This is a genomic window from Corynebacterium sp. c24Ua_83 (assembly GCF_039907245.1).
GTDB lineage: Bacteria > Actinomycetota > Actinomycetes > Mycobacteriales > Mycobacteriaceae > Corynebacterium.
Genome location: NZ_JASBOI010000004.1, coordinates 93515 through 112770, shown reverse-complemented (window position 1 = coordinate 112770; position 19256 = coordinate 93515). Strand labels below are relative to the sequence as shown.

Sequence of the window (19256 nt, the reverse complement as noted above, 5' to 3'; positions counted from 1 at the left end):
CCAGCAAACTAGTGATTGCGCAGGACAGGCTCTTCCACGTCCAGCGACGGGTCGGTAGGCGTCGCTAAACCGCTCGGTTCCTCCCCTGCCGCAACGAGGCGCGCCGCGAGCGCCGCCATCATCACGCCGTTGTCGGTGCAGAGCTTTGCCTGCGGGATTTTTAGTTCGACGCCCACTTCTCCGCACCTTTCGGCAGCCACTTCCCGCAGGCGCCTGTTCGCGGAAACACCTCCGCCGAGCAGCATCACGCGGGCGTCCTTATCCTCGCAGGCGCGCAGCGCCTTGGTGACGAGCACGTCCACCACTGCCTCTTGGAAGGAAGCACACACGTCTTCAATGGGCAGGCTCGCACCCTCTTTTTCCGCATTCTCCACGTAGCGGGCGACGGCGGTCTTCAACCCGGAGAAGGAGAAGTCGTAGCGCGAATCCTGCTGGCGCATCATGCCGCGCGGGAAGGCGATGGCCTTGGGGTCACCTTGCGCCGCCAGTCGGTCGATCACCGGACCGCCTGGGTAGCCCAGTCCCAGCAAGCGCGCGACCTTGTCGTAGGCCTCACCCGCGGCATCGTCCAGGGTGCTGCCGAGTTCTTCCATCGGGGCGCCCACGCCTGTGATGTGCAAAATCTGCGTGTGTCCGCCGCTGACCAGCAGCGCGATGGCGTTGCTGAGGTCGCTGTCGGCGCCAGCTCCCTCGTTGGAGCCACCCGCGGCTCCCTCGTCGAGGGTTCCGACAGCCACGTGCCCGCCCAGGTGGTTCACGCCATAGAAGGGCACCTCCCATGCCAGGGCGTAGGCCTTCGCGGCGGCGGCACCTACCAGCAGGGCTCCGGCCAGGCCGGGTCCAACGGTGGCGGCCACAACGTCCGGAGTGCGGAAACCGGGGACATTCTCGCGCGCATCCGCCAGGGCGGCACGCATGGTCGGCTGCATGGCCTCCAGGTGCGCGCGAGAGGCGATCTCCGGGACCACGCCTCCGAAGCGGGCGTGCTGCTCCATGGAGGAGGCCACCTTGTTCGCCACGATCTCCAGCTGCGCAGCACCGTCGTCAGCTACTGCTTCACCAGCAGTTGCCGTGCTGGCGACGATGCCCACGCCGGTCTCGTCACAGGAGCTTTCGATGCCCATGATGTAGGTAGGCCGGTTCGAGGCGCCGGTATCTGGGGTCGGGGTGACGTCAGAAACAAAGCCGGGGCGCACCATGCCGGGGCGAACCATGGTGAAGGCATCGGCGCCAGAGGGTTGGTAATAAGCGCGGCGGGTGCCTTCGATGGTGAAGCCGTAGCGCTCGTACAGCCCGACAGCGGGACGGTTGTCGGTGCGGACCTCGAGGAACACGGGGGCGCGCAGACGGTCGGCGACAGCGACCAGCGGATCCATGAGCAGTTTGGATAGGCCCCTCCCCTGCCATTCGGGGAGAATGCCGATGGTGTGGATCTCCGCCTCCGGGTCGTTAGCTGGGCCGCCGACGGCCAGGATGGCGTAGCCGATCAACTGGGGTTCGCCGGGGCCATCGGCAGAGTCTGCAGCTGCCTCGGGAGCGGCCTCCAGGGCGAGGCAGTGCGTGTGCGGCGCGGCGATCTCGCTGGCGAAGGCTTCCGCGGACCAGGGGGAATCCTCAGAGAAGAGGATCTGCTCGATCTCCGCACAGGCGGGCGCGTCGGCGGGAGTGAGCGAGCGCACGCGAGCCGTCTGAGAGTCAGCGTTCTGGGTGTCTGTGGCCTGGGGTTCTGCGGTCTGGGGTTCTGCGGCCCCGGCCTCGCCACTCTGCCGTGCGACATCTGCCTGCACGTGGGAGAAGTCCAGCGCCTTCGAGACAGCCTTCGCCTTCGGCTCCTTCGCATCCGGACGGCGCAGGTACAGCGCGCGCAGTGCCGACGCGTCGGCGAGCAACCCCGGAACCGAACCGAGAGACTCCAGCGCGGCGAGCACCAGCCCGCGGGGCGTGGGGTGGGCATCCACGCTTTCGATCTGGCAGCCCTCTTGGGAGCCAAGAAGCTCTTCCGCCTGTTCTGCGACCGCGGAAGCGCTGAGCACCCGCAGCGGCCAGCGGTCGAACTCGCGCTGGATCTCTCGCACCACGTCTGGCGCGTGGACCGAAGCTGGAACCTGCACTTCAGAGCACAGCCGCCCCGCCAGGCCGGGGTAGAAACTCATACGGGAGTGATAGAACTCCCGGCGCCGGGCGTCGGAGACGATCAGGTAGTCGCCGAAAGCTTTAGACCCGACCCAGGAGGTTGCGTGCCCCCACGCCGTGGCGGCCGCGCTGGGGATGCCGTGGACTGGGATCGAGAGGGCGTCACCAAAAGCAGCAGCAGTAGCCATGCCAACCCGCAACCCAGTAAACGGCCCCGGACCGGTGCCCGCGACGACCGTATGCAGGTCGCGAGGGGAAAGCCCCGCGTCGGCGAGGCACGCCTGGATGTTTGGCGTGAGCAGCTCCATATGGCCGCGGACGTTATCCACCAAGCGCTCGGAGAGCACGCGTACCTGGCCATTCGCGGAGATCTGGACAACTCCGCAGGTGACGTAGTTGGTAGAGGTATCGACGGCCAAGGCGTAAATCATAGGATTTATTCTATGGCGGATGGAAGCGGTGGTGAAAACAAGAAGTCCCCGAGAGGCTCTCGCAGTAAACCTCTCAGGGACGGTGTACGACTGGCGGGTTGATCAGGCCCGTAAATGCCAGCGTCTTGTGAAACACCCCTCACGGTGATTCGTCAACTATAATTGCACGGCCAAGCTCCTCAAAGCAACCCCGTCCGAGAGATTCCCCAGTTTTTCCTAAGAATTTGCCAGGGAGCGTCCAGCCGCTCCCAGCTGAGCTAGACCCAGCGCCACGTGACGGTGCGTGCGTCCGTGGCCGAAGCTTCAGGATTTGCCGGGTCAGCGGCGCTTTCCACGCCACCGGCAGTGCCGTCCACGCTACTCCGGTCGATCTGCACGTCAAGCACCTTCTCGCTTAGGGGCTCCACCACTCCGCGGCCCCATTCCGCCACCACGACCACGTCGTCAATGTCCGCGTCAATGTCCAAGCTCTCCAGGGCGTCGAGCACCTCGTTGCGGTCGATGTGGCGCCCCGGCTCGATGCCCTCCTCCACGTCCGCACCCAGCAAGCGGTAGGCGTCCATGTGCAACAGCCCCACCCCGCGCTGCCCGGCGCGGTGAGTCCGCACGATGGTGAACGTCGGCGACTGCACGCGCCCCTTCACTCCCAGACCAGCGGCCAGACCCTGGGTCAGGGTCGTCTTGCCCGCACCCAGCGGGCCGGAAAGCACCACAACGGTCCCGGCCTCCAGCTGCTTGCCCAGCTGCTCGCCGAGAGCCCGCATGTCATCGGCAGTCGCGGCAGCGCAGGAACCGTCGGCGGAGAAATCCGGGCGGCCACCCTTGAATACCCGCTTGATCCTCGAGCCCCGCGGCATCGTCAGCACCTCGTAGCTGATCGTGCCCGCCAGCTCCGCGAAGTCGTCTGCACTGGTGCCACCCTGGCCGAAGATCACCGCCCAGTCGCCCGGTTTCACGTCTGCGGCGCCGTCGGCAGCCCCTTCAGCACCATCGGCCGGCCCCAGCTCCACGACGATCTGATCCATGCACACCCGCCCGATCTGCGGATATGTCTTCCCGTTGATCGTCACCTGCATCTTTCCGGATACGCTTCGCAGCAGCCCGTCAGCGTAGCCGAGCGCCACCACGGCGGTGCGGGTATCGCGCTGTGCCCGCCAAGTGTGGCTGTAGCTCACCCCCTCCCCCTTCGGCACTACTCGGGTTGTTGTCACTCGGGCGCGCAGTGTCATCGCAGCGCGCAGTTCGACGTCCACCCCGATCGGGTCGATGCCGTATAGTCCGACGCCCGGTCGCACCAGCTCATAGGCGAGATCAGGGCGGTGCAGCGTAGCCGGTGTGTTTGCAATGTGATTGCGGGGTACCCGCAGCCCACGGGAGCGGCAGAACTCGATAGCTTCCGCGAAGCGGGAGGCCTGCAGGTTGTTCGCCTCCGACTTGGGATCGTCGGCGCTGGCCATGTGGGTCATCACGCCGGTGACTTCCACCAGTTCCGTCTTGGATGCCAGCAGCTCGACTGTTTCCTGCCACTCGGCGGGGCTCACCCCGGAGCGGGAAAGTCCGGTATCCACCATGAGCGTCACCCGCGCGGGAGCGCTGGCCTGCGCCTTTTCGGCCTGCTGCACCAGGGCACGCGCGTGCGCCAGCGAGGGCACGCCAACGTTGATGTCCGCGGCGAATATCTCCGCCAGGTCCTCATCGGGTGTCCACATCCAGGCGATGATCGGCGCGGAAGCGTAGCGCTCCCCCAGTCCCCCAAGAATCTCGCGTAGGTGCAGAGCCTCCCCCAGAGTGGCCACCCCCAGCTGTTCCACCCCCGCGTCCAGCATTGCGGGAGCCACCACGTCCACCCCGTGGTTGTACGCATCGGCCTTCACAACGGCCAGCACCCCGGCGGGAGCCGCAGCCTCCCGGAACACGCGCACATTATGCGCGATGGCATCCAGGTCAACGACTAGTTCCGCAAGGTGACGATCCGACATGTTCATAACCTTAGCCACCCTTCCTGGGATTCCAAGAAAAGGGGCACGGCAGGGGGCGTCACTAAGAAAGAACCCCGAACTATTCGACGGTGACGGACTTGGCCAGGTTACGCGGCTTGTCGATGTCCTGGTTGCCGCACTGGCGCGCGATGTCGGCGGCCAGGAACTGCAGCGGCACCGTGGACAGCAGCGGCTGCATCAGCGACGTGGTGCCCGGGATCTCCAGCAGCCAGTTGGCGTACGGGCGCACAGCCTCGTCGCCTTCCTCCGCGATGACGATGGTCTTCGCGCCGCGGGCGCGGATTTCCTGGATATTGGAGACGATCTTGGAGTGCAGCACCGGGCGGCCGTTCGGGCTGGGCACCACGACAACGACGGGCAGGTCGTCCTCGATCAGGGCGATCGGGCCGTGCTTCAGCTCACCGGCGGCGAAGCCCTCTGCGTGAATGTAGGCCAACTCCTTCAGCTTCAGCGCGCCCTCGAGGGCAACCGGGAAGCCCACGTGGCGGCCCAGGAACAGCATGGTCTTCACTGGGCCGAGCTCCTCGGCCAGCTGCAGGATCTGCTCGCGCAAACCGAGTGTCTTCTCGATCTTCTCCGGCAGCGCCTCCAGGGCGTAATAGATCTCCGCGATCTCATCGGCGTACTTGGTGCCACGAGCCTGAGCCAGGGCCAGGCCCACCAGGTAGTTGGCGGCGACCTGCGCCAGGAAAGCCTTCGTGGAAGCCACGCCGATCTCGGGGCCGGCGTGGGTGTACAGCACGGCATCGGACTCGCGCGGGATCTGCGAACCGTTGGTGTTGCAGACGGCCAGCACGCGGGCGCCCTGCATCTTCGCGTGGCGCACGGCCTCCAGCGTGTCGGCGGTCTCGCCGGACTGGGAAACGGCCACGACGAGGGTGCGCTGGTCCAGCACCGGGTCGCGGTAGCGGAACTCGCTGGCGACCTCGATCTCTACGGGCAGGCGGACCCAGTGCTCGATGGCGTACTTGGCCAGCAGGCCGGAGTGGTAAGCCGAGCCACAGGCAACGACGAAGACCTTTTCCACTCCGCGCAGGTCCTCGTCGGACAGGCGCTGCTCGTCCAGCACGATATGGCGGCCGTCGAAGTGGCCGGCTAGGGTGTCGCGGACCGCGGCGGGCTGCTCGTGGATTTCCTTCATCATGAAGGAATCAAAGCCGTCCTTCTGCGCGGCGTCCAGGTCCCAGTCGATGGTGAAGGGCTTGCCCTCCACCGGGTTGCCGTCGAAGTCGTAGATGTCGTAGGAATCGGCGGTGATGACCACCGCGTTGTCCTGGCCCAGCTCCACAGCATTCTTGGTGCGGTCGATGAAGGCCGCCACGTCGGAGCCGAGGAACATTTCGCCCTCGCCCACGCCGACGATCAGCGGGGTGGAGCGGCGACCCGCGACGATGGTGCCCGGGTGGTCGTCGTGGACGAACAGAACGGTGAACGCGCCGTCCAGGCGGGAAAGAACCTTCAGTGCGGAGGCCTGGAAGTCGCCCGCGGTCTCGCCTTCGTTGTAGGCGAGCGCCAGCAGGTGTGCTGCAACCTCGGAGTCGGTCTCGGATTCCAGCTCGATGCCGGCGGCCTCGATCTCCGCGCGCAGGGTGGAGAAGTTCTCGATGATGCCGTTGTGGACGATGGCTACCTTGCCGTCGAAGGAACGGTGCGGGTGTGCGTTTACGTCGTTCGGGCGACCGTGGGTTGCCCAGCGGGTGTGGCCGATACAGGTAGAGCCGTGGAAGGAATCGCGACCGACTTCCTCGATGCGGTCGATGAGGTTTTGCAGTTTGCCTTCCTTCTTTTCGAGGTGCAGGGAACCCTGCTCGACAACTGCGATGCCAGCGGAATCGTATCCGCGGTATTCCATTCGCTCCAGCGCATCCAACCCGATTTGGAGGGCCTCGGAGTCACCTACGTAGCCAACAATTGCACACATGCCTCTGACGATACACAATGGCTTGTCCGTTTCGGTAAGCTGTGGGGCTGTGGCAGATAAGATGAAGAACCTGATTACTCGTTTGGGCAAGCGTGGCCCGCACCGCGTGATGGTCGGTGACCTGAACTTCGCTGGAATTCCGGGGCGCGTTTACACCCCGGCGGAAGGCAACGGCATCCCCGGCATCGCTTTCGGGCACGACTGGCGTGTCGGCGTGGATGCGTACCACGCGACGCTGCGCCACCTGGCCAGCTGGGGGTTCGCAGTGGCGGCGCCGGATACGGAGAAGGGCCTCTCCCCGAACCACCGGGGTTTTGCCGCTGACTTGGAGACCGCGCTGCAGATCCTGGCTGGTGTGCGCCTGGGCAACGGCAACGTCACAGTGCAGCCGAACGAGCTTTACCTGGCTGGCCACGGCATGGGGGCTTCGGCTGCCGTGCTGGCTGCGACGGGCCGCCGCCACCGTAGCGAGCTGAAGGGCTACGATACTGAGCCCACCATCAATGGTGTGATGGCCGTGTACCCAGCGGATACTTCCCCGGATGCGACGGAGGCCGCGAAGTATGTGAAGGCTCCGGGTCTGGTGCTGGAGGCTGGCCGTTTGGGCGAGACCCCGATGGGTAACGCCAAGCGCATGGCCGCCCACTGGGGCGGGGACGTTGTCTACCGTGAGCTGCTGGGTGCTTCCTCCAGCGGCTTCCACGAGAAGTATGGCCGCAACTTTGCCCTGGGCGCCGGCCTGCCGCAGTTCAGCCAGCAAGAGCTGGCTCGCGGCCTGATGACTGGCTTCGTTCTGGCCGAGGACGAGAAGAAGTACGCCTCCTTCCGCGATAGCCACGCCGAGCTGAAGAAGACCCGCACCGCCACCCAGCACGAGCTGTACAAGAACCTGCCGGAGAACGTGGATCTGGACGAGCGCCTGGCGGAGATCTTCTAGAGCTCAGCTTCTTAAGGTTTGACCTCTTAGTCGAAGATTCGCCCGCGCACCCCGCGGGCGCCAGTGCTCGCGGTCGCGTTCACGTTCGCGCTTCCGACCGTCTTATTTGCTCTGTCCCCCTGAGCCTTCTTGGCCTCCTCAAGTTGGCGCGTGCATTCCTTGAGTGTCTCTTCGAACTCCCGCACCGATTCTTCGACCTCTGCCATGTAGTCGTCGACGATGCGCTGGTAGCGCGCCGTAAGTTCTTCCCTGCCGGTCACCACTCACCGCTCCTTTCGATATTGACGCCCACTGCCGCAGCCCCCGCAGCAGCCAATTCCACAGAGGCGCCTGTCATTTCAATGGATGCAGCTCCCGCTGCCGATACCCACACGTCCGGAGTCCACTGCTTAGAGGGCGCCGGCTGCGGCTTTGGATGATTCTCCACATTTGGCTCCGGTGCAGGTTCCTGGCTGGGTGCTGCGGGCGTGATCGGTTCGCCCTTCGTATCGCTTGACGGCGGTGTTGGTGCCTTGTGCTCAGGTTTCGGTTCTTCGCATTGCTGCGGTGGTTCCGGCTTCGGCTCCGGTTTCGGCTCGGGCTTCTGCTCCTCACAGGGCTCAGATGGTTCCGGTTCCGGCTGTGGATTCCCGACCGACTCCGGCTCCGGCTCGCACTCTTCCTTGTGCTCAACCTGTTCGGTTGGTGGAGCTGGCTCCGGCTCAGGTTCCGGTTCCGGACACGGCTCCGGCTTCGGCTCCGGGCACGGCTCAGGCTCTAGCGTTGGTTCCGGTGCCGGCTCCGGGGCAGAAGCTGGACAGTGATCCGCCGGTGGAGCCAGCGCCTCCGTCGCACAGTGCACGATCTGCTCCCACAGCCTCACCGCACCCTCGACGTTGATCTGCAGTGAGCCCGCCAACGGAGGCGCCAGAGGGGCCGGCGGAGCTGGTGGCGCAGGCGGCGGCACCAAGGACTGCGCGGGCATAGGCGCCGGTGCTGGCGCGGGCGCCGGCTGCGGCGCCTGAGCCATAGCCGTCTGCGTAACCACCTGAGCCGCCGCCTGTGGCGCGGGGTGCTGTGCAGGCCCCGTCTCACACGGCTGCTCGGCCACCTGAGGAGGCGTCACTACCTTCTTCGGTGCTGGGCAATCACCTTCCGGGGCCTTTACAGGCTGCGGGCACTTGGTCTCGGCAGGCTTGGGATCCTGGCAGACCGGCTTGTCCGAATTGCCGGGCTCGGCGGCGGGCTTCGCGTCGCGGATCAGCTGATCCATGGTGGTATCCAGACAATTGTTGCGGCTGCGCAGAATGTCCTCCGAGAGCTTCCCCGCCAACTTCGCCAGCAGATCGAGCAACGGCTTTCCACCGCTGATCAGGCCGACCGCCGCCATGCCGAAAAGCTCCAACTTCTCGGCAATATCCTCGATCAGACTCACCGAGTTCTCCGAGGTCGTGCCCATGATCTCAGCGGTATCCCGCACCGCCACACAACGATCCTGCACGCAGTGTTCGTGGTTCAGCTGCTCCTTCCCCGCCTTCTCCGTCGCGGTCCCCGGCTGCGCTTCACCCGTGCCCTTCAGGCTATCTTTCACGCTCGCCGCGGCGGCCAGCTCCGGCGCCTGTTGTTTCTGGTTGCTCGCCGGCCCAAGCGACGTAAGGATCGTCTCTGGGTTCATGCCGTTGGTAAATGACGCCGCAGCCTTCGCCCCCTCCACGTCAGCGCCAAAGCCGGCCATCACAGCGAGCGCAGCGTTCAGCCGGAGGTCCAGAGAGCCCGTCATGCCCAGCCACCCCCTGCGTTCAGGCTGGCGGAGTTTTCCTGCTCGGCCTGCCCCACGCGATCCACCAGCCCCGTCAGGTCTTCACCTGCCTGGGCGAGCCGGCGGGCGTAATTCACCCGCACGTTATGCCCCTGATCAACCAGATCCAGAAACTGCTGCGCCTTAGCCTGCAGCCCCGTGCCGAACGCGGCCACCGGCACGCTCGGCCGGTTGCCATCCAAATGATTCGCCCAGCTCAGCTGCGCATCGCGCAACTCCGCCACCCGATCGGCGGCGGGCACCGGATCTAAATGCAACTCTCCCACGGTCTCATCCCCCTTCGAACTCCCCTGCAGCGCTCAGCACTAATGTCCCGCACAAGCGCCTCACACAAGCGCTTCGCGCTGCACAACAAAACATCCGCACAGTTAGACTGCGCGGATGTTAAAAAGGTTCGCCGGAGTTTCCCGGCACCGTGAAGGGCCGGCGAGAGGACTAGAGCCTAAACCTCCGCCACCACAGCCGCGAGCTTCCCCGCGATACGACGGGCCGTGCCCGGATCAGCGGCCTCCACCATCACGCGGAACAGCTCCTCGGTGCCGGAAGGGCGCAGTAGCACGCGGCCAGCGTCGCCCAGATCCTCCTCCGCCTTGGCGATGGCCTCGACCACGCGCTCGTCGTCGGCGATCACGGATTTATCCGCCACCGGCACATTGATCAGCGTCTGCGGCAGAACCGTCATAACGCTGGCCAGTTCGGACAGCGGCTTGCCGGTCTGCGCCATGCGCGCCATCAACGTCAGTCCCGTCAGGGTGCCGTCGCCGGTGGTAGCGTGCTCGGAGATGATGACGTGGCCGGACTGCTCGCCACCCAGCGAAAGATCAGAGGCCAGCAGCTCAGCCAGCACGTAACGATCGCCCACCTGCGTCTCCAGCACCTTGATGCCGTTGGCGCGCATGGCCAGCTTCATGCCGAGGTTGGACATGACGGTGGCAACCAGGGTGTTCTGCTTCAGCTCCCCGTTTTCCTTCATCGCCACGGCCAGGATCGCCATGATCTGATCGCCGTCTACGACATTGCCCTCGGAATCCACGGCCAGGCAACGATCCGCATCACCGTCGTGAGCCAGGCCCAGGTCCGCCTGGTGCTCCAGCACGGCCTTCTGCAGAACTTCGATGTGAGTGGATCCCACCCCATCGTTGATATTGAAACTATTCGGGCGGCTGTGGATCGCCACAACGTCCGCGCCGGCCTGGCGGTAGGCCTCCGGGGCGGCGGTAGAGGCCGCGCCGTTGGCACAGTCCACCACCACGCGGATGCCATCCAGCGGGTGGTTAATCGCCGTGCCGACATGAGCCAGGTAGCGCTCCAGGGCGTCGTTGGACTCATCCAGGATGCGGCCGATCGCCGCGCCGGTTGGGCCCGTCTCGGGCAGCTCCAGCATGGTGGCTTCGATCTCGTCCTCCACGTCGTCCTGCAGCTTGCGGCCGCCCGCGGCGAAGAACTTAATGCCATTGTCCGGCATGGGGTTGTGGGAGGCGGAGATCATCACGCCCATGTCGGCGCCGAAGTCGTCGGTGAGGAAGGCTACGGCAGGCGTCGGGATCACACCAACATCCAACACGTCCACACCCTGCGAGGCCATGCCCGCCGACAGAGCGGCCGTCAGCATCTCCCCCGATACGCGCGGATCGCGGCCCACCACAGCGGTCGGGCGGCGGCCACCCACTTCCTCCTTGGATACCAACACGCGCGCGGCGGCGGCACCCAGCTTCATCGCCAGCGGCGCGGTCAGCTTCCTGTTCGCCAGGCCGCGCACACCATCAGTTCCGAACAATTTACCCATAGGGCGAGATCTTACCCGGCCACCCCGCAGGTCGGGCGGGTGCCACTCCCGCGGGCAGGCAATTGATCTGAAAGCCAGACAAAAGGGAAACCCCCACGTCCCAACCGAAAAGTTGATCGGCTGGGGCGTGGGGGCGTCGCCACCAAAAAAATGGAGCGATTTAACGCTTGGAGTACTGCGGTGCGCGACGTGCCTTGTGCAGGCCGGCCTTCTTGCGCTCCACTGCACGAGCGTCGCGGGTCAGGAAGCCAGCGCGCTTCAGGTCGGTGCGCTCTGCCGGGTTGTACTTGTTCAGTGCGCGGGCGATAGCCAGGCGGAAAGCGCCAGCCTGGCCGGAGGGGCCGCCACCGTTCAGGTTGGCCTGGATGTCGAACTGGTTCTCGCGGTCCAGCAGAACCAGCGGAGCCTTGATCAGCTGCTGGTGCAGCTTGTTCGGGAAGTAGTCCTCCAGGGAACGGCCGTTGCACAGGAACTCGCCGGAGCCCGGAACCATGCGGACGCGGACGACGGCCTCCTTGCGGCGGCCAACGGTCTGGATGGTGCCCTCGAAGACAACCGGCTCAGCCTCAACCTGCTCAGCCTCGTCCTCGGAAGCGATGGAGTCACCGATGGTGGCAACGAACTCTTCGTTCACTGCGTCGGTAGCGGTGTACTCGCCCTCGAAGTTCTCCTCGACAGCAGCGTTCTGCTCGTCGGTTACGTTCTCGTTGTACTCAGTCATTACTGTGCCACCTGCTTGATCTCGTAGGTCTCAGGCTTCTGGGCCTCGAAAGTGTGCTCCGGGCCAGCGAAGACGCGAAGCTTCTTGATGGACGCGCGGGACAGCTTGTTGTGCGGCATCATGCCCTTGACTGCCTCCTCGATAACGCGCTCGGGGTGCAGCTCCAAAGAACGACCCAGGGACATGGTCTTCAGACCACCCGGGTAGCCGGAGTGACGGTAGCGCATCTCACGCTCGCGCTTGTTGGAGGAAATGTGGACCTTGTCCGCATTGATGATGATGACGTTGTCGCCGCAGTCAACGTTTGGTGCGAAGTAGGGCTTCTTCTTGCCGCGCAGCAGGTCAGCTGCGGTAACAGCAAGACGACCCAGCACCACGTCGGTGGCGTCGATGACGTACCACTTACGGGTGATGTCACCGCTCTTCGGGTGGAAAGTAGTCACAGGGGACTCCTTAAAGTCTTGATCTTGGAACTGCCAGCCAGATGAACACTTAAACGTGAAGTACGTGAGTGCTTCTGCGGCGGCCGGTTGGGACCCGCAGAAATGCATGCGCCCGGGCAGGCCGGGCACTGTGCACACAACCCTTGGGAGTTTAGTGCAGGTTGGCGCGCAGACCAAAACGCCTACCTGGGCGCGCGAGCTGGTCGCCGCCAACGTTGCACAGTAAAGAACCCCGGCTTTAGCTCTCCCCTGCCATTGGGGAGGGCGAGCCGGGGCTCTGTCGCTGAGTCCTTGTTGTTACTTACGGACGTCGCCGTCAAGGTTGGAGTCGATCTGCTCCTTGCGGACCTCTTCGGTGTGACGCTCGGTCTCGGTGATCTGCTCCTTGTTCAGGGATACCTTCTCCACCGGGACGGTCTCCTTGTTCACAGAGACACGTTCTTCGTTCAGGGTGACAGAGGCTTCCTGACCAGCTTCGTCGATGTTGCCCTTGAGGTTAGCTGCTTCTTCCTCGGAGATCGGAGTGCGCTCGACGCGAACCTCTTCGCGGGTGACCGGAACCTCTACGGTCTCGGTGTCGGTGACTACGTACTTGCGCAGGCGAGCCTCGCCGGTCTGCACCTTGTCCTTCTGAACATTCAGGCGCTCCTCGGAGCGGATGATCTCGCCCTCATTGTTCACGGCAGCCTCGCGGTTGGCGGCGTCAGTGTTAGCAGCTTCGCGCTCGGTGGCACCCGCCTGGTCCGCGTTCGCACCTGCAACGCCTGCACCAGCAACACCTGCGCCTGCAGCACCCACGCCAGCGCCAGCAGTGGTGTTACCACCGGCAGCCTCGTGGCGATCCAGGGTGGAGCGCTCCTCGCCTGCATCCTTCGCGCCTGCATCCTGGTTGCCAGCGCCCTCGCCGTAACGGGTGGTGTCCTCAACATTGTCAAGGCCGTAGTGGCGGTAGATCTCGTTCTGCTGCTCCGGGGTCAGAGCCTGGTCAGCGTCGAAGTCCGGCGCGTCCTTGACGCGGTCCTTGGCGAAAGCCAGGTTCAGGTTCTCGCCGTCGAACTTGTGGCCGCGCATCGGAACCAGGCTGGAGTTCATGCCGAACAGGCCGTGGTTAACCTCAACGAAGGTGGGCTGGCCGGACTTGTCGTCAACGAAGATTTCCTTGACGCTGCCCAGCTTGTCGCCAGCGTTGTCGTATGCGGTTGCCTTGAAAAGATCCTTGATGTCGTTGCTCATTTTGTTAATAAATCCTTTCACCTTGTTGGTACGCAATACGGGGGTTTGTCTTGCTTGGTGAGTACCAACAGTGGGGAATTACGTAGTGGTGTAACAACAGCAGTGGTGTAGCTGATTGTTGTCGTCTTTCCCGTACACAAAAGACGCTACGCATGGTTTTATTAACACTTCAACCAAAATGCTTTCCAATAGGCATGAAGCTAGATTTATCCACCCATTCTCCCAGGTCATTGCAAACATCACGATTGTGTCAAGTTTTCTAGCACTGCAACCCGCCCGCTTATTCCACAACGCGAGGCGTCAATTAAAGAAAAATCTCAGGCTCCCCTTTTCCATTTCAAAGGGGGCCTGAGAATATGACGGGAGAAGATTGTTTAGCTGGCTTTATGCCCAGCTATTTGCTGCATTGGTGTTGATTTCACTCATGCGATCATTTGCCTGGCGGACGGTGCGGGCGATCTGCCCCAGCACCTCGTTGATCTCCTGTGCGGAGTCATCCCACTTCTTCTGAGCAGCTTGGTAGCTGTCGGAGGCCGCGCCCTCCCACTCGCTAACCATCGGCTGCAGATCGCGCTTGAGGTCTCCCAGCAGACCGTTGATGGTGCCGTTGCCACGGTTGATGTCATCCGCCGCATTGGCGATCTGTGCAAAGTTGTACTGAATCATTCCTGTCCCCTTCTGTAATGAATTCTGTAATGAATCTCTTGTGGGTCCAACGGACCCGGGTTAGGCGTTGAAAGCTGCCGCGTTGTCCACGTCAGTGGTATCGAAGTCGCCTGCGTTGGCGCGGATGTTGTCCGCGATGCTCTGCAGTGCCTCGTTGAGCTTCCGCGCGTTTTCGTCCCAGCGCTCCATCAGCGAGTGGAAGGAGGTCTGTGCCTGCCCCTTCCAGCTGCCGGAAACGTCGTCCACAACACCTCGCAGTCGGCTGAGCTCGCCCTGGACCTCGTCCTTCACACGGTCGACGTTGTTCGCCGCCTGGTTCATCGTGCTGACATCTGTTTTAAAGCTCATGCTTTAAAATCCCCCTGTTGAAGATTCTGCAATTTGTCGATCATGCCGCCGGGTATCCCCTTGAAAACCCTGTTGAAGGCGTCATCGTAAGGGTTATACTCGCCGTCCTGTGAAAAGGTTCACGGTAGTCCCCACATTTCATGCTTTCCCCTATTTTTCCGGACGCGCCGTCGCCACAAACTCCTGGCACACCTTTTCCCGCTGCTCATTCCACTGCCTGTACTGGCAGCCCACCGAAATCTGGTGCCCGTCCACCAGCCGCACGTGCCACAGAGTCGTCGAACTCGGATAGTTCTCTTCGTAGCTCACCGGCTGGGTGGACACAACGGTCACCCCGCTGACGCCCGCGCTCACATCGTTCAGTGCGCCGAGCATCGCCGCATCCATCTCCTCCTGCGTCTTCAGTGGCGTCTCCTTGGCCGCCACCAGCACGCGCATCCCCTCGTCATCGCCGACATATTCCTCGCGCGCACGGGTTGCACCACCCAAGTGCCACCCATCCACGTTCACGCTGATCGGTATGTCCGCGCGCCGTGAACTCTGGTCGGCCGTGGTCACACCCCTCCTGTGCGGCTCGGGGAAGGGTTCGTCTGCAACGGGTTCCTCCGACTCGACACTCGAGTCACCCTGCACGCTCGCAGTGCTCTCGGTACTTCCAGTAATTCCAGTGCTTCCTGTACTTCCCGCACCATCGGCGCTAACCGTGTTCTCTGCTGCCTGTGAGTCGAGCACCGTGAACGTCGCCACCAGCCCGCCGACGATAAACAGCGCCAAGGCGGCCAGCGCCGCGGGTAGCCTGCGGTTGTCTTTTCTTTCTTCCTTTCTTATTGACGCCCCCTCCTCCACCTCCTGCCACTCATCCGTTTCCTCTACGGGCTCTGCCGCCCCGCTGTCTACCTCTCTGAGGCGAACGGGTTCGGCAAGGTTGAGGTGTTCCAGCTCCTGCTGTGCCAGCGCGAGCTCGCTGGCCACCCGCAGCACCATGTCGTTATCCACCAGCCGCGCACGCACGCCCATGATCCGCAGATAGTGCACAACCTGCACTGCAAAGGAACCGGTGACGAGAACGTCTACCTCCCGCAGTCCGATGCCCCAGGGGAACAGCTCGCGAGGCTCCGGCGGGTTCACCGCCGCAGCCTCCGGGTGTTCCTGCCTTTGTTCCAGCACCTCGCTGACCATCTCAAAGAGTTCAGAGAGCCTGCCGAGGCTCAGCCCGGAACGCTGGAACTCCACGTCGTCCATTGCGTCCGCTCTACTCACGGCACCCGCGGCGCTCGCAGTGCCCGTGGCCCCCGCTGCGCTATCGGCTCCCTCGTACTGCAAGTATCCCGGCCGTTGCATCTCGGCATCGCCGGTCACCACGAACTCCGTGGCCAGATCCGTCACCGTCATGCCACTGACCAGCACACCCGATTCCTGCAGCGCCAGCGCCTCGGCCAGCAGTCCCCGGGCTTCTCCAATCTTCTGATCTACCCTCATTTTCCCCACCCCGCTCATTACTCTCAATCGTTCCTAGTTACTCTCAACCGTTCTCAGTTCTCTTCTGCCATTTCGGCCACGTGCACCGTCCAGGTTTCTTTGTGCACATAGGCGGCGCGCCCCTGTGGGCGTCGTACTAAACGAACCCCCGCGATCGGTCCATCCTCGCGCGGCGCAGAAAACAGCAACCACGCGCTCTGGTCGCGCATGGCCTGCGTCAACGGCTGATAGGCCGCGCGGGCGAACTGCCCCGAGCGGCGGCCGAGCACCAGGTGCAGGCCAATGTCGGCGGCGTACGGCAACAGGGGAAGCAGCTGGTCGAGACCGGGATCGGCGTCCGCATCGTCGACCACCACGAATAGCTCCGGCCCGGACCACCAGGAGCGTTCCCGTAGCTGCTGCGGGGTCACGTCGCTGCCTGGAATGCGCTCCCGTAGCGTGGCAACCCACTCGGCCAAGTCCGCGCGGAAGTCCTCCGGCACGCGGTAGCCCGCAACCCCCAGCAACCCGCGGCGCGTGTCCGTGACCAGGAACTCCGGCGGCTCGCCGGTGTGGCTGCGGGTGTCAGCGACGGATTGCATCACGGCGCGCAGGGCGGTCGTCACACCGCTGCCCGCCTGGCCAATGGCCACCAGGTGGGGGAAAGTACCCCGATCCCAGCGGACCGGATCCAGGCGCGGGCCGCCGATAGCGAATGCCTGCGGGTCGCCCAGCTCCTTCCAACCGATGCGCTCCGGCAGCACCCGCATGGCCACCTCCGTCTCGCCGCGACGGGCACTTTCCATCCGTACGTGCTCGACGTCCTGCGCGGTGGAGTTTGCGAACTGCACGTGCTTGCCGCGGGGCGACACACCCCGGCCAGGCACGTCGGGCAGGGATTTCTGCGCATCGCGGAAGTGCGCATCCAGCGGGGTCATCCGCAGTTCGATCTGGCCGGTCAGCACGTCCCGCAGCGAGGGTCGGAAGTTCCACCGCAGTGCTGTGACCACCACGTGCAGGCCGCGCTCCAGCCCAGTGGTGGCCAGGCGGATGAGGCGCTGTTCCTCCTCGCCCGCCCCACCGCTGGCAGTCCCCACCTGGTCTAACCCGTCGATAACCAGCAGGCGCTGGCCTTCCGTCTGCTCCATCTCGTCGAACAGGCGAGCCAGCCCGTCGGGGCCCACCACCGCCGCCACCTGCGGCAAACGCGCGAGATCCCGCAGGCCGCCGCCCGGGTCGAAGATGTACACGGGCCAGCCCGGCGAGCTGAGAACCCACCCCAACACCAGGCTGCGCACCGCCGTGGTCTTGCCCGTACGAGGCTGACCGACGATCGCCCAATGCTTGCGCCGCAGGTCCACATCCATCGGCACCTGCAGCCCCTCGAAGGGCAGGTCCTCCAGTCCGATGCGGGCCACGCCCGGCGCGCGGGGCTCCATGACCTCACTGGCGGGCAGGTCTTCCGGCAGCGGCGGCAGCCACACCGGGTTCTTATTCGGCCCCTCTAGCCGGTCAATCACCATCTGCATGGTGGTGGTCTCCGCCTCCACGGTGGAGCCCAGCACTCGCACCAGTCGCTGGTCGCGGGGCAGTTCCGGGCCGGAGACATAGGCGGAGTGGAAGCGCACTTTGTCCCCGGCGGAAAGAATCGCCGCTCCTGGGGTTGCGGGCAGCTCGTAGGCCTCGGTGGTGCCGATCAGCGCCCGGGATTCGGAGGCAGAAAACGTGCGCAGGGCGATGCGGTAGCTCAGGTGGGATTCCAGGCCGCGTAGGCGTCCTTCCTCCAGGCGCTGCGTGGCCAGCAGCAGGTGCATCCGCAGGCTGCGCCCCAGCCGTCCGATCGCGGCGAAAACCTCGGCGAACTCGGGCCGGGCGTGCAACAGCTCGGAGAACTCGTCCACCACGATAAACAACGCAGGCATCTGCCCCGGGTAGACGCGGTTGTATTCGGCCGCCGTGGTCAGCCCTGCGGCGCGGAGTTTCTCTTGACGCCGATGCATCTCCCCCAGCAAACTATCCTGCATTCGGTCGACCAGCCCCGCCTCCTCAGCCAGGTTGGTGATCAGCGCAGAAGTGTGGGGCAACCGGTCCATCCCCAGGAAACTGGCGCCGCCCTTGAAGTCCACGAGCACGAAATTCAGCTCCTCCGGGCTGTGCTGGTGGGCGAAGCTAATCACTACGCTTTTCAACAGTTCCGACTTCCCGCTACCTGTCGCACCCACACACAGACCATGCGGGCCGATGCCGCCCAAAGCGGACTCCTTGATATCCAGGTACACCGGCGCACCAGAAAAGCCGATGGGTGCGCGCAAGTCCCCGCCCGGCAGTTCCAGCAGCGAAGTGCTGGATTTCACGGTGGACCTGGCGCGGCAGATCTGCGCCAGCTCCACCTCACTGAGCTGGTCGGCCACTCCGAAGGGCACCCAGCCATCGACGGTCCAGGCGCTCAGCAGGCACCCGCCGGCGGCATCGTCCACCTGCAGCAACAGGCCGTGACCTTTGGCGTTTTCCACCCACTCCTCGCTCGGGTCGGTAACCACCGCGCCGGCAACCACGGGGCTCTCGCCCGTGCAGAAGTGCACCTTGCGCGGCCCGTCATGCGGCAGCCACTCCTCGAAAGGCCCGGTGATTCCGATGATGTCCGGGTCTTGCATCGCCAGTTGCGCCTGCATGGCGCGTGCCAGGCCAGCAGCCCCGTCGCCGAGCAGCACGATGCAGTGGAAGCTCGCCAGTTCCACGGACACCGGGGCTTCGATGGTGGCATAGCGCAGCGCGACCTCCCGCAGGCTCATAGCGCTGACCGGCTCCAGGTCCTCCGGCGGGGCGTTCACCGGCACCTCTAGCGGATCGTCCGGGGTCTGCACGGCGGTGCCGATGCGCACCACGCCCGGCTCGGCAGTCACGTCGGTGCCGGTCTGCACGTGCGTCCACAGCGCCTGCGGATGCGGATGGGCCGCCAGCATGCCCTGCAGCTGCTCGGCGTGGCTACGTTGCACGCTATCTTTCAGCGCGTCGATATGCCGGTGGAACGAACGTCGCGTCTCGTCCACGTTTGCGCCAGGCTGGAACATCATCGCCATACTGCCCAGCATCATCAGCGGAAAAATAAAGCTGATCGGGTTGCGCCCCGACCCGGAGAGCACCATGGCAGCCACCATGCCCACCACAGCGATCAACATGACGGCAGGCAAGAGCAGCCTGATGAACGGTTGTTTATCTTTCGGCAGCGTCGGCGGCGCCTGTGTTTGCATGCTAAAAATCCCCCGGTTACCTGCTAGTCCCCAACTAATCCCCATCCAACCCCCTGGATGTGGTTTTTGATTCTAAACCTTCCCCGGACAACCCGCAGGGCAAGCGAGCTCGCCTCGCCTGAGTTACTAT

The 19256-nt window shown here is 64.3% G+C and carries 15 protein-coding genes; 1 reads left to right on the top strand and 14 read right to left on the bottom strand.

Translation table 11 applies throughout. The features are described from left to right. Nucleotides 1-8: 8 nt before the first annotated feature. The 3 genes from tsaD to glmS form a co-directional block, all read right to left on the bottom strand. On the bottom strand, nt 9-2564 hold the full coding sequence (gene tsaD, locus QKE30_RS04825) for a tRNA (adenosine(37)-N6)-threonylcarbamoyltransferase complex transferase subunit TsaD (RefSeq protein ID WP_347934236.1): 2556 nt from the start codon (nt 2562-2564) through the stop codon (nt 9-11). A 257-nt stretch (nt 2565-2821) separates the two neighbouring features. Next, nucleotides 2822-4543 (bottom strand): alanine racemase, encoded by a 1722-nt coding sequence (gene alr, locus QKE30_RS04820; protein WP_347934235.1) that lies wholly within the window; start codon nt 4541-4543, stop codon nt 2822-2824. 79 nt (nt 4544-4622) lie between these two features. Beyond that, nucleotides 4623-6485 carry a glutamine--fructose-6-phosphate transaminase (isomerizing) gene (gene glmS, locus QKE30_RS04815; RefSeq protein WP_347934234.1) on the bottom strand — a complete coding sequence of 621 codons (1863 nt, stop codon included), beginning with the start codon at nt 6483-6485 and terminating at the stop codon, nt 4623-4625. 61 nt (nt 6486-6546) lie between these two features. Here glmS and QKE30_RS04810 point away from each other — a divergent pair, with 61 nt between their 5' ends. Further along, the gene (locus QKE30_RS04810) at nt 6547-7422 is read left to right on the top strand and encodes an alpha/beta hydrolase (RefSeq protein ID WP_035003060.1); all 876 of its coding nucleotides are present in this window, start codon (nt 6547-6549) and stop codon (nt 7420-7422) included. Nucleotides 7423-7448: 26 nt separating this feature from the next. Here QKE30_RS04810 and QKE30_RS04805 read toward each other — a convergent pair whose 3' ends face one another. From QKE30_RS04805 to QKE30_RS04755, 11 genes are all read right to left on the bottom strand, one after another. After that, nucleotides 7449-7685, bottom strand: a complete 237-nt coding sequence (locus QKE30_RS04805; RefSeq protein ID WP_347934233.1) for a hypothetical protein — start codon at nt 7683-7685, stop codon at nt 7449-7451. Beyond that, nucleotides 7679-9181 (bottom strand): hypothetical protein, encoded by a 1503-nt coding sequence (locus tag QKE30_RS04800; RefSeq protein ID WP_347934232.1) that lies wholly within the window; start codon nt 9179-9181, stop codon nt 7679-7681. Before QKE30_RS04800 ends, QKE30_RS04805 begins: the two co-directional genes overlap by 7 nt. Next, a complete protein-coding gene (locus QKE30_RS04795) occupies nt 9178-9486 on the bottom strand; it encodes a hypothetical protein (protein WP_239317212.1) in 309 nt (102 codons plus the stop codon). The genes QKE30_RS04800 and QKE30_RS04795 overlap by 4 nt, the downstream gene beginning before the upstream one ends. Before the next feature lie 176 nt (nt 9487-9662). Next, on the bottom strand, nt 9663-11006 hold the full coding sequence (glmM, locus tag QKE30_RS04790; RefSeq protein WP_035003055.1) for a phosphoglucosamine mutase: 1344 nt from the start codon (nt 11004-11006) through the stop codon (nt 9663-9665). 160 nt (nt 11007-11166) lie between these two features. Further along, the gene (gene rpsI / locus QKE30_RS04785; RefSeq protein ID WP_005291842.1) at nt 11167-11727 is read right to left on the bottom strand and encodes a 30S ribosomal protein S9; all 561 of its coding nucleotides are present in this window, start codon (nt 11725-11727) and stop codon (nt 11167-11169) included. Next, nucleotides 11727-12170: a 50S ribosomal protein L13 gene (gene rplM, locus QKE30_RS04780; protein WP_034984948.1), complete on the bottom strand. Its 444-nt coding sequence runs from the start codon at nt 12168-12170 to the stop codon at nt 11727-11729. The genes rpsI and rplM overlap by 1 nt, the downstream gene beginning before the upstream one ends. Before the next feature lie 297 nt (nt 12171-12467). Further along, on the bottom strand, nt 12468-13403 hold the full coding sequence (locus QKE30_RS04775) for a PRC and DUF2382 domain-containing protein (protein WP_035003054.1): 936 nt from the start codon (nt 13401-13403) through the stop codon (nt 12468-12470). Between the two features lie 384 nt (nt 13404-13787). Beyond that, entirely contained in the window at nt 13788-14069 is a 282-nt protein-coding gene (locus tag QKE30_RS04770) for a WXG100 family type VII secretion target (RefSeq protein WP_034984950.1), read from the bottom strand. 60 nt (nt 14070-14129) lie between these two features. Next, the gene (locus QKE30_RS04765; protein ID WP_035003052.1) at nt 14130-14417 is read right to left on the bottom strand and encodes a WXG100 family type VII secretion target; all 288 of its coding nucleotides are present in this window, start codon (nt 14415-14417) and stop codon (nt 14130-14132) included. 150 nt (nt 14418-14567) lie between these two features. Further along, nucleotides 14568-15896, bottom strand: coding sequence for a type VII secretion-associated protein (locus QKE30_RS04760; protein WP_347934231.1), 1329 nt, complete (start codon nt 15894-15896; stop codon nt 14568-14570). Between the two features lie 53 nt (nt 15897-15949). Next, nucleotides 15950-19126, bottom strand: coding sequence for an FtsK/SpoIIIE domain-containing protein (locus tag QKE30_RS04755; protein ID WP_347934230.1), 3177 nt, complete (start codon nt 19124-19126; stop codon nt 15950-15952). Nucleotides 19127-19256 lie beyond the last annotated feature (130 nt).

Bases quoted from the DNA above. Each gene is read 5' to 3' on its own strand.
- tsaD (WP_347934236.1), bottom strand. From the start codon at position 2,564: ATGATTTACGCCTTGGCCGTCGATACCTCTACCAACTACGTCACCTGC.
- alr (WP_347934235.1), bottom strand. From the start codon at position 4,543: ATGTCGGATCGTCACCTTGCGGAACTAGTCGTTGACCTGGATGCCATC.
- glmS (WP_347934234.1), bottom strand. From the start codon at position 6,485: ATGTGTGCAATTGTTGGCTACGTAGGTGACTCCGAGGCCCTCCAAATC.
- QKE30_RS04810 (WP_035003060.1), top strand. From the start codon at position 6,547: ATGAAGAACCTGATTACTCGTTTGGGCAAGCGTGGCCCGCACCGCGTG.
- QKE30_RS04800 (WP_347934232.1), bottom strand. From the start codon at position 9,181: ATGACGGGCTCTCTGGACCTCCGGCTGAACGCTGCGCTCGCTGTGATG.
- glmM (WP_035003055.1), bottom strand. From the start codon at position 11,006: ATGGGTAAATTGTTCGGAACTGATGGTGTGCGCGGCCTGGCGAACAGG.
- rpsI (WP_005291842.1), bottom strand. From the start codon at position 11,727: ATGACTGAGTACAACGAGAACGTAACCGACGAGCAGAACGCTGCTGTC.
- QKE30_RS04775 (WP_035003054.1), bottom strand. From the start codon at position 13,403: ATGAGCAACGACATCAAGGATCTTTTCAAGGCAACCGCATACGACAAC.
- QKE30_RS04770 (WP_034984950.1), bottom strand. From the start codon at position 14,069: ATGATTCAGTACAACTTTGCACAGATCGCCAATGCGGCGGATGACATC.
- QKE30_RS04765 (WP_035003052.1), bottom strand. From the start codon at position 14,417: ATGAGCTTTAAAACAGATGTCAGCACGATGAACCAGGCGGCGAACAAC.
- QKE30_RS04760 (WP_347934231.1), bottom strand. From the start codon at position 15,896: ATGAGGGTAGATCAGAAGATTGGAGAAGCCCGGGGACTGCTGGCCGAG.
- QKE30_RS04755 (WP_347934230.1), bottom strand. From the start codon at position 19,126: ATGCAAACACAGGCGCCGCCGACGCTGCCGAAAGATAAACAACCGTTC.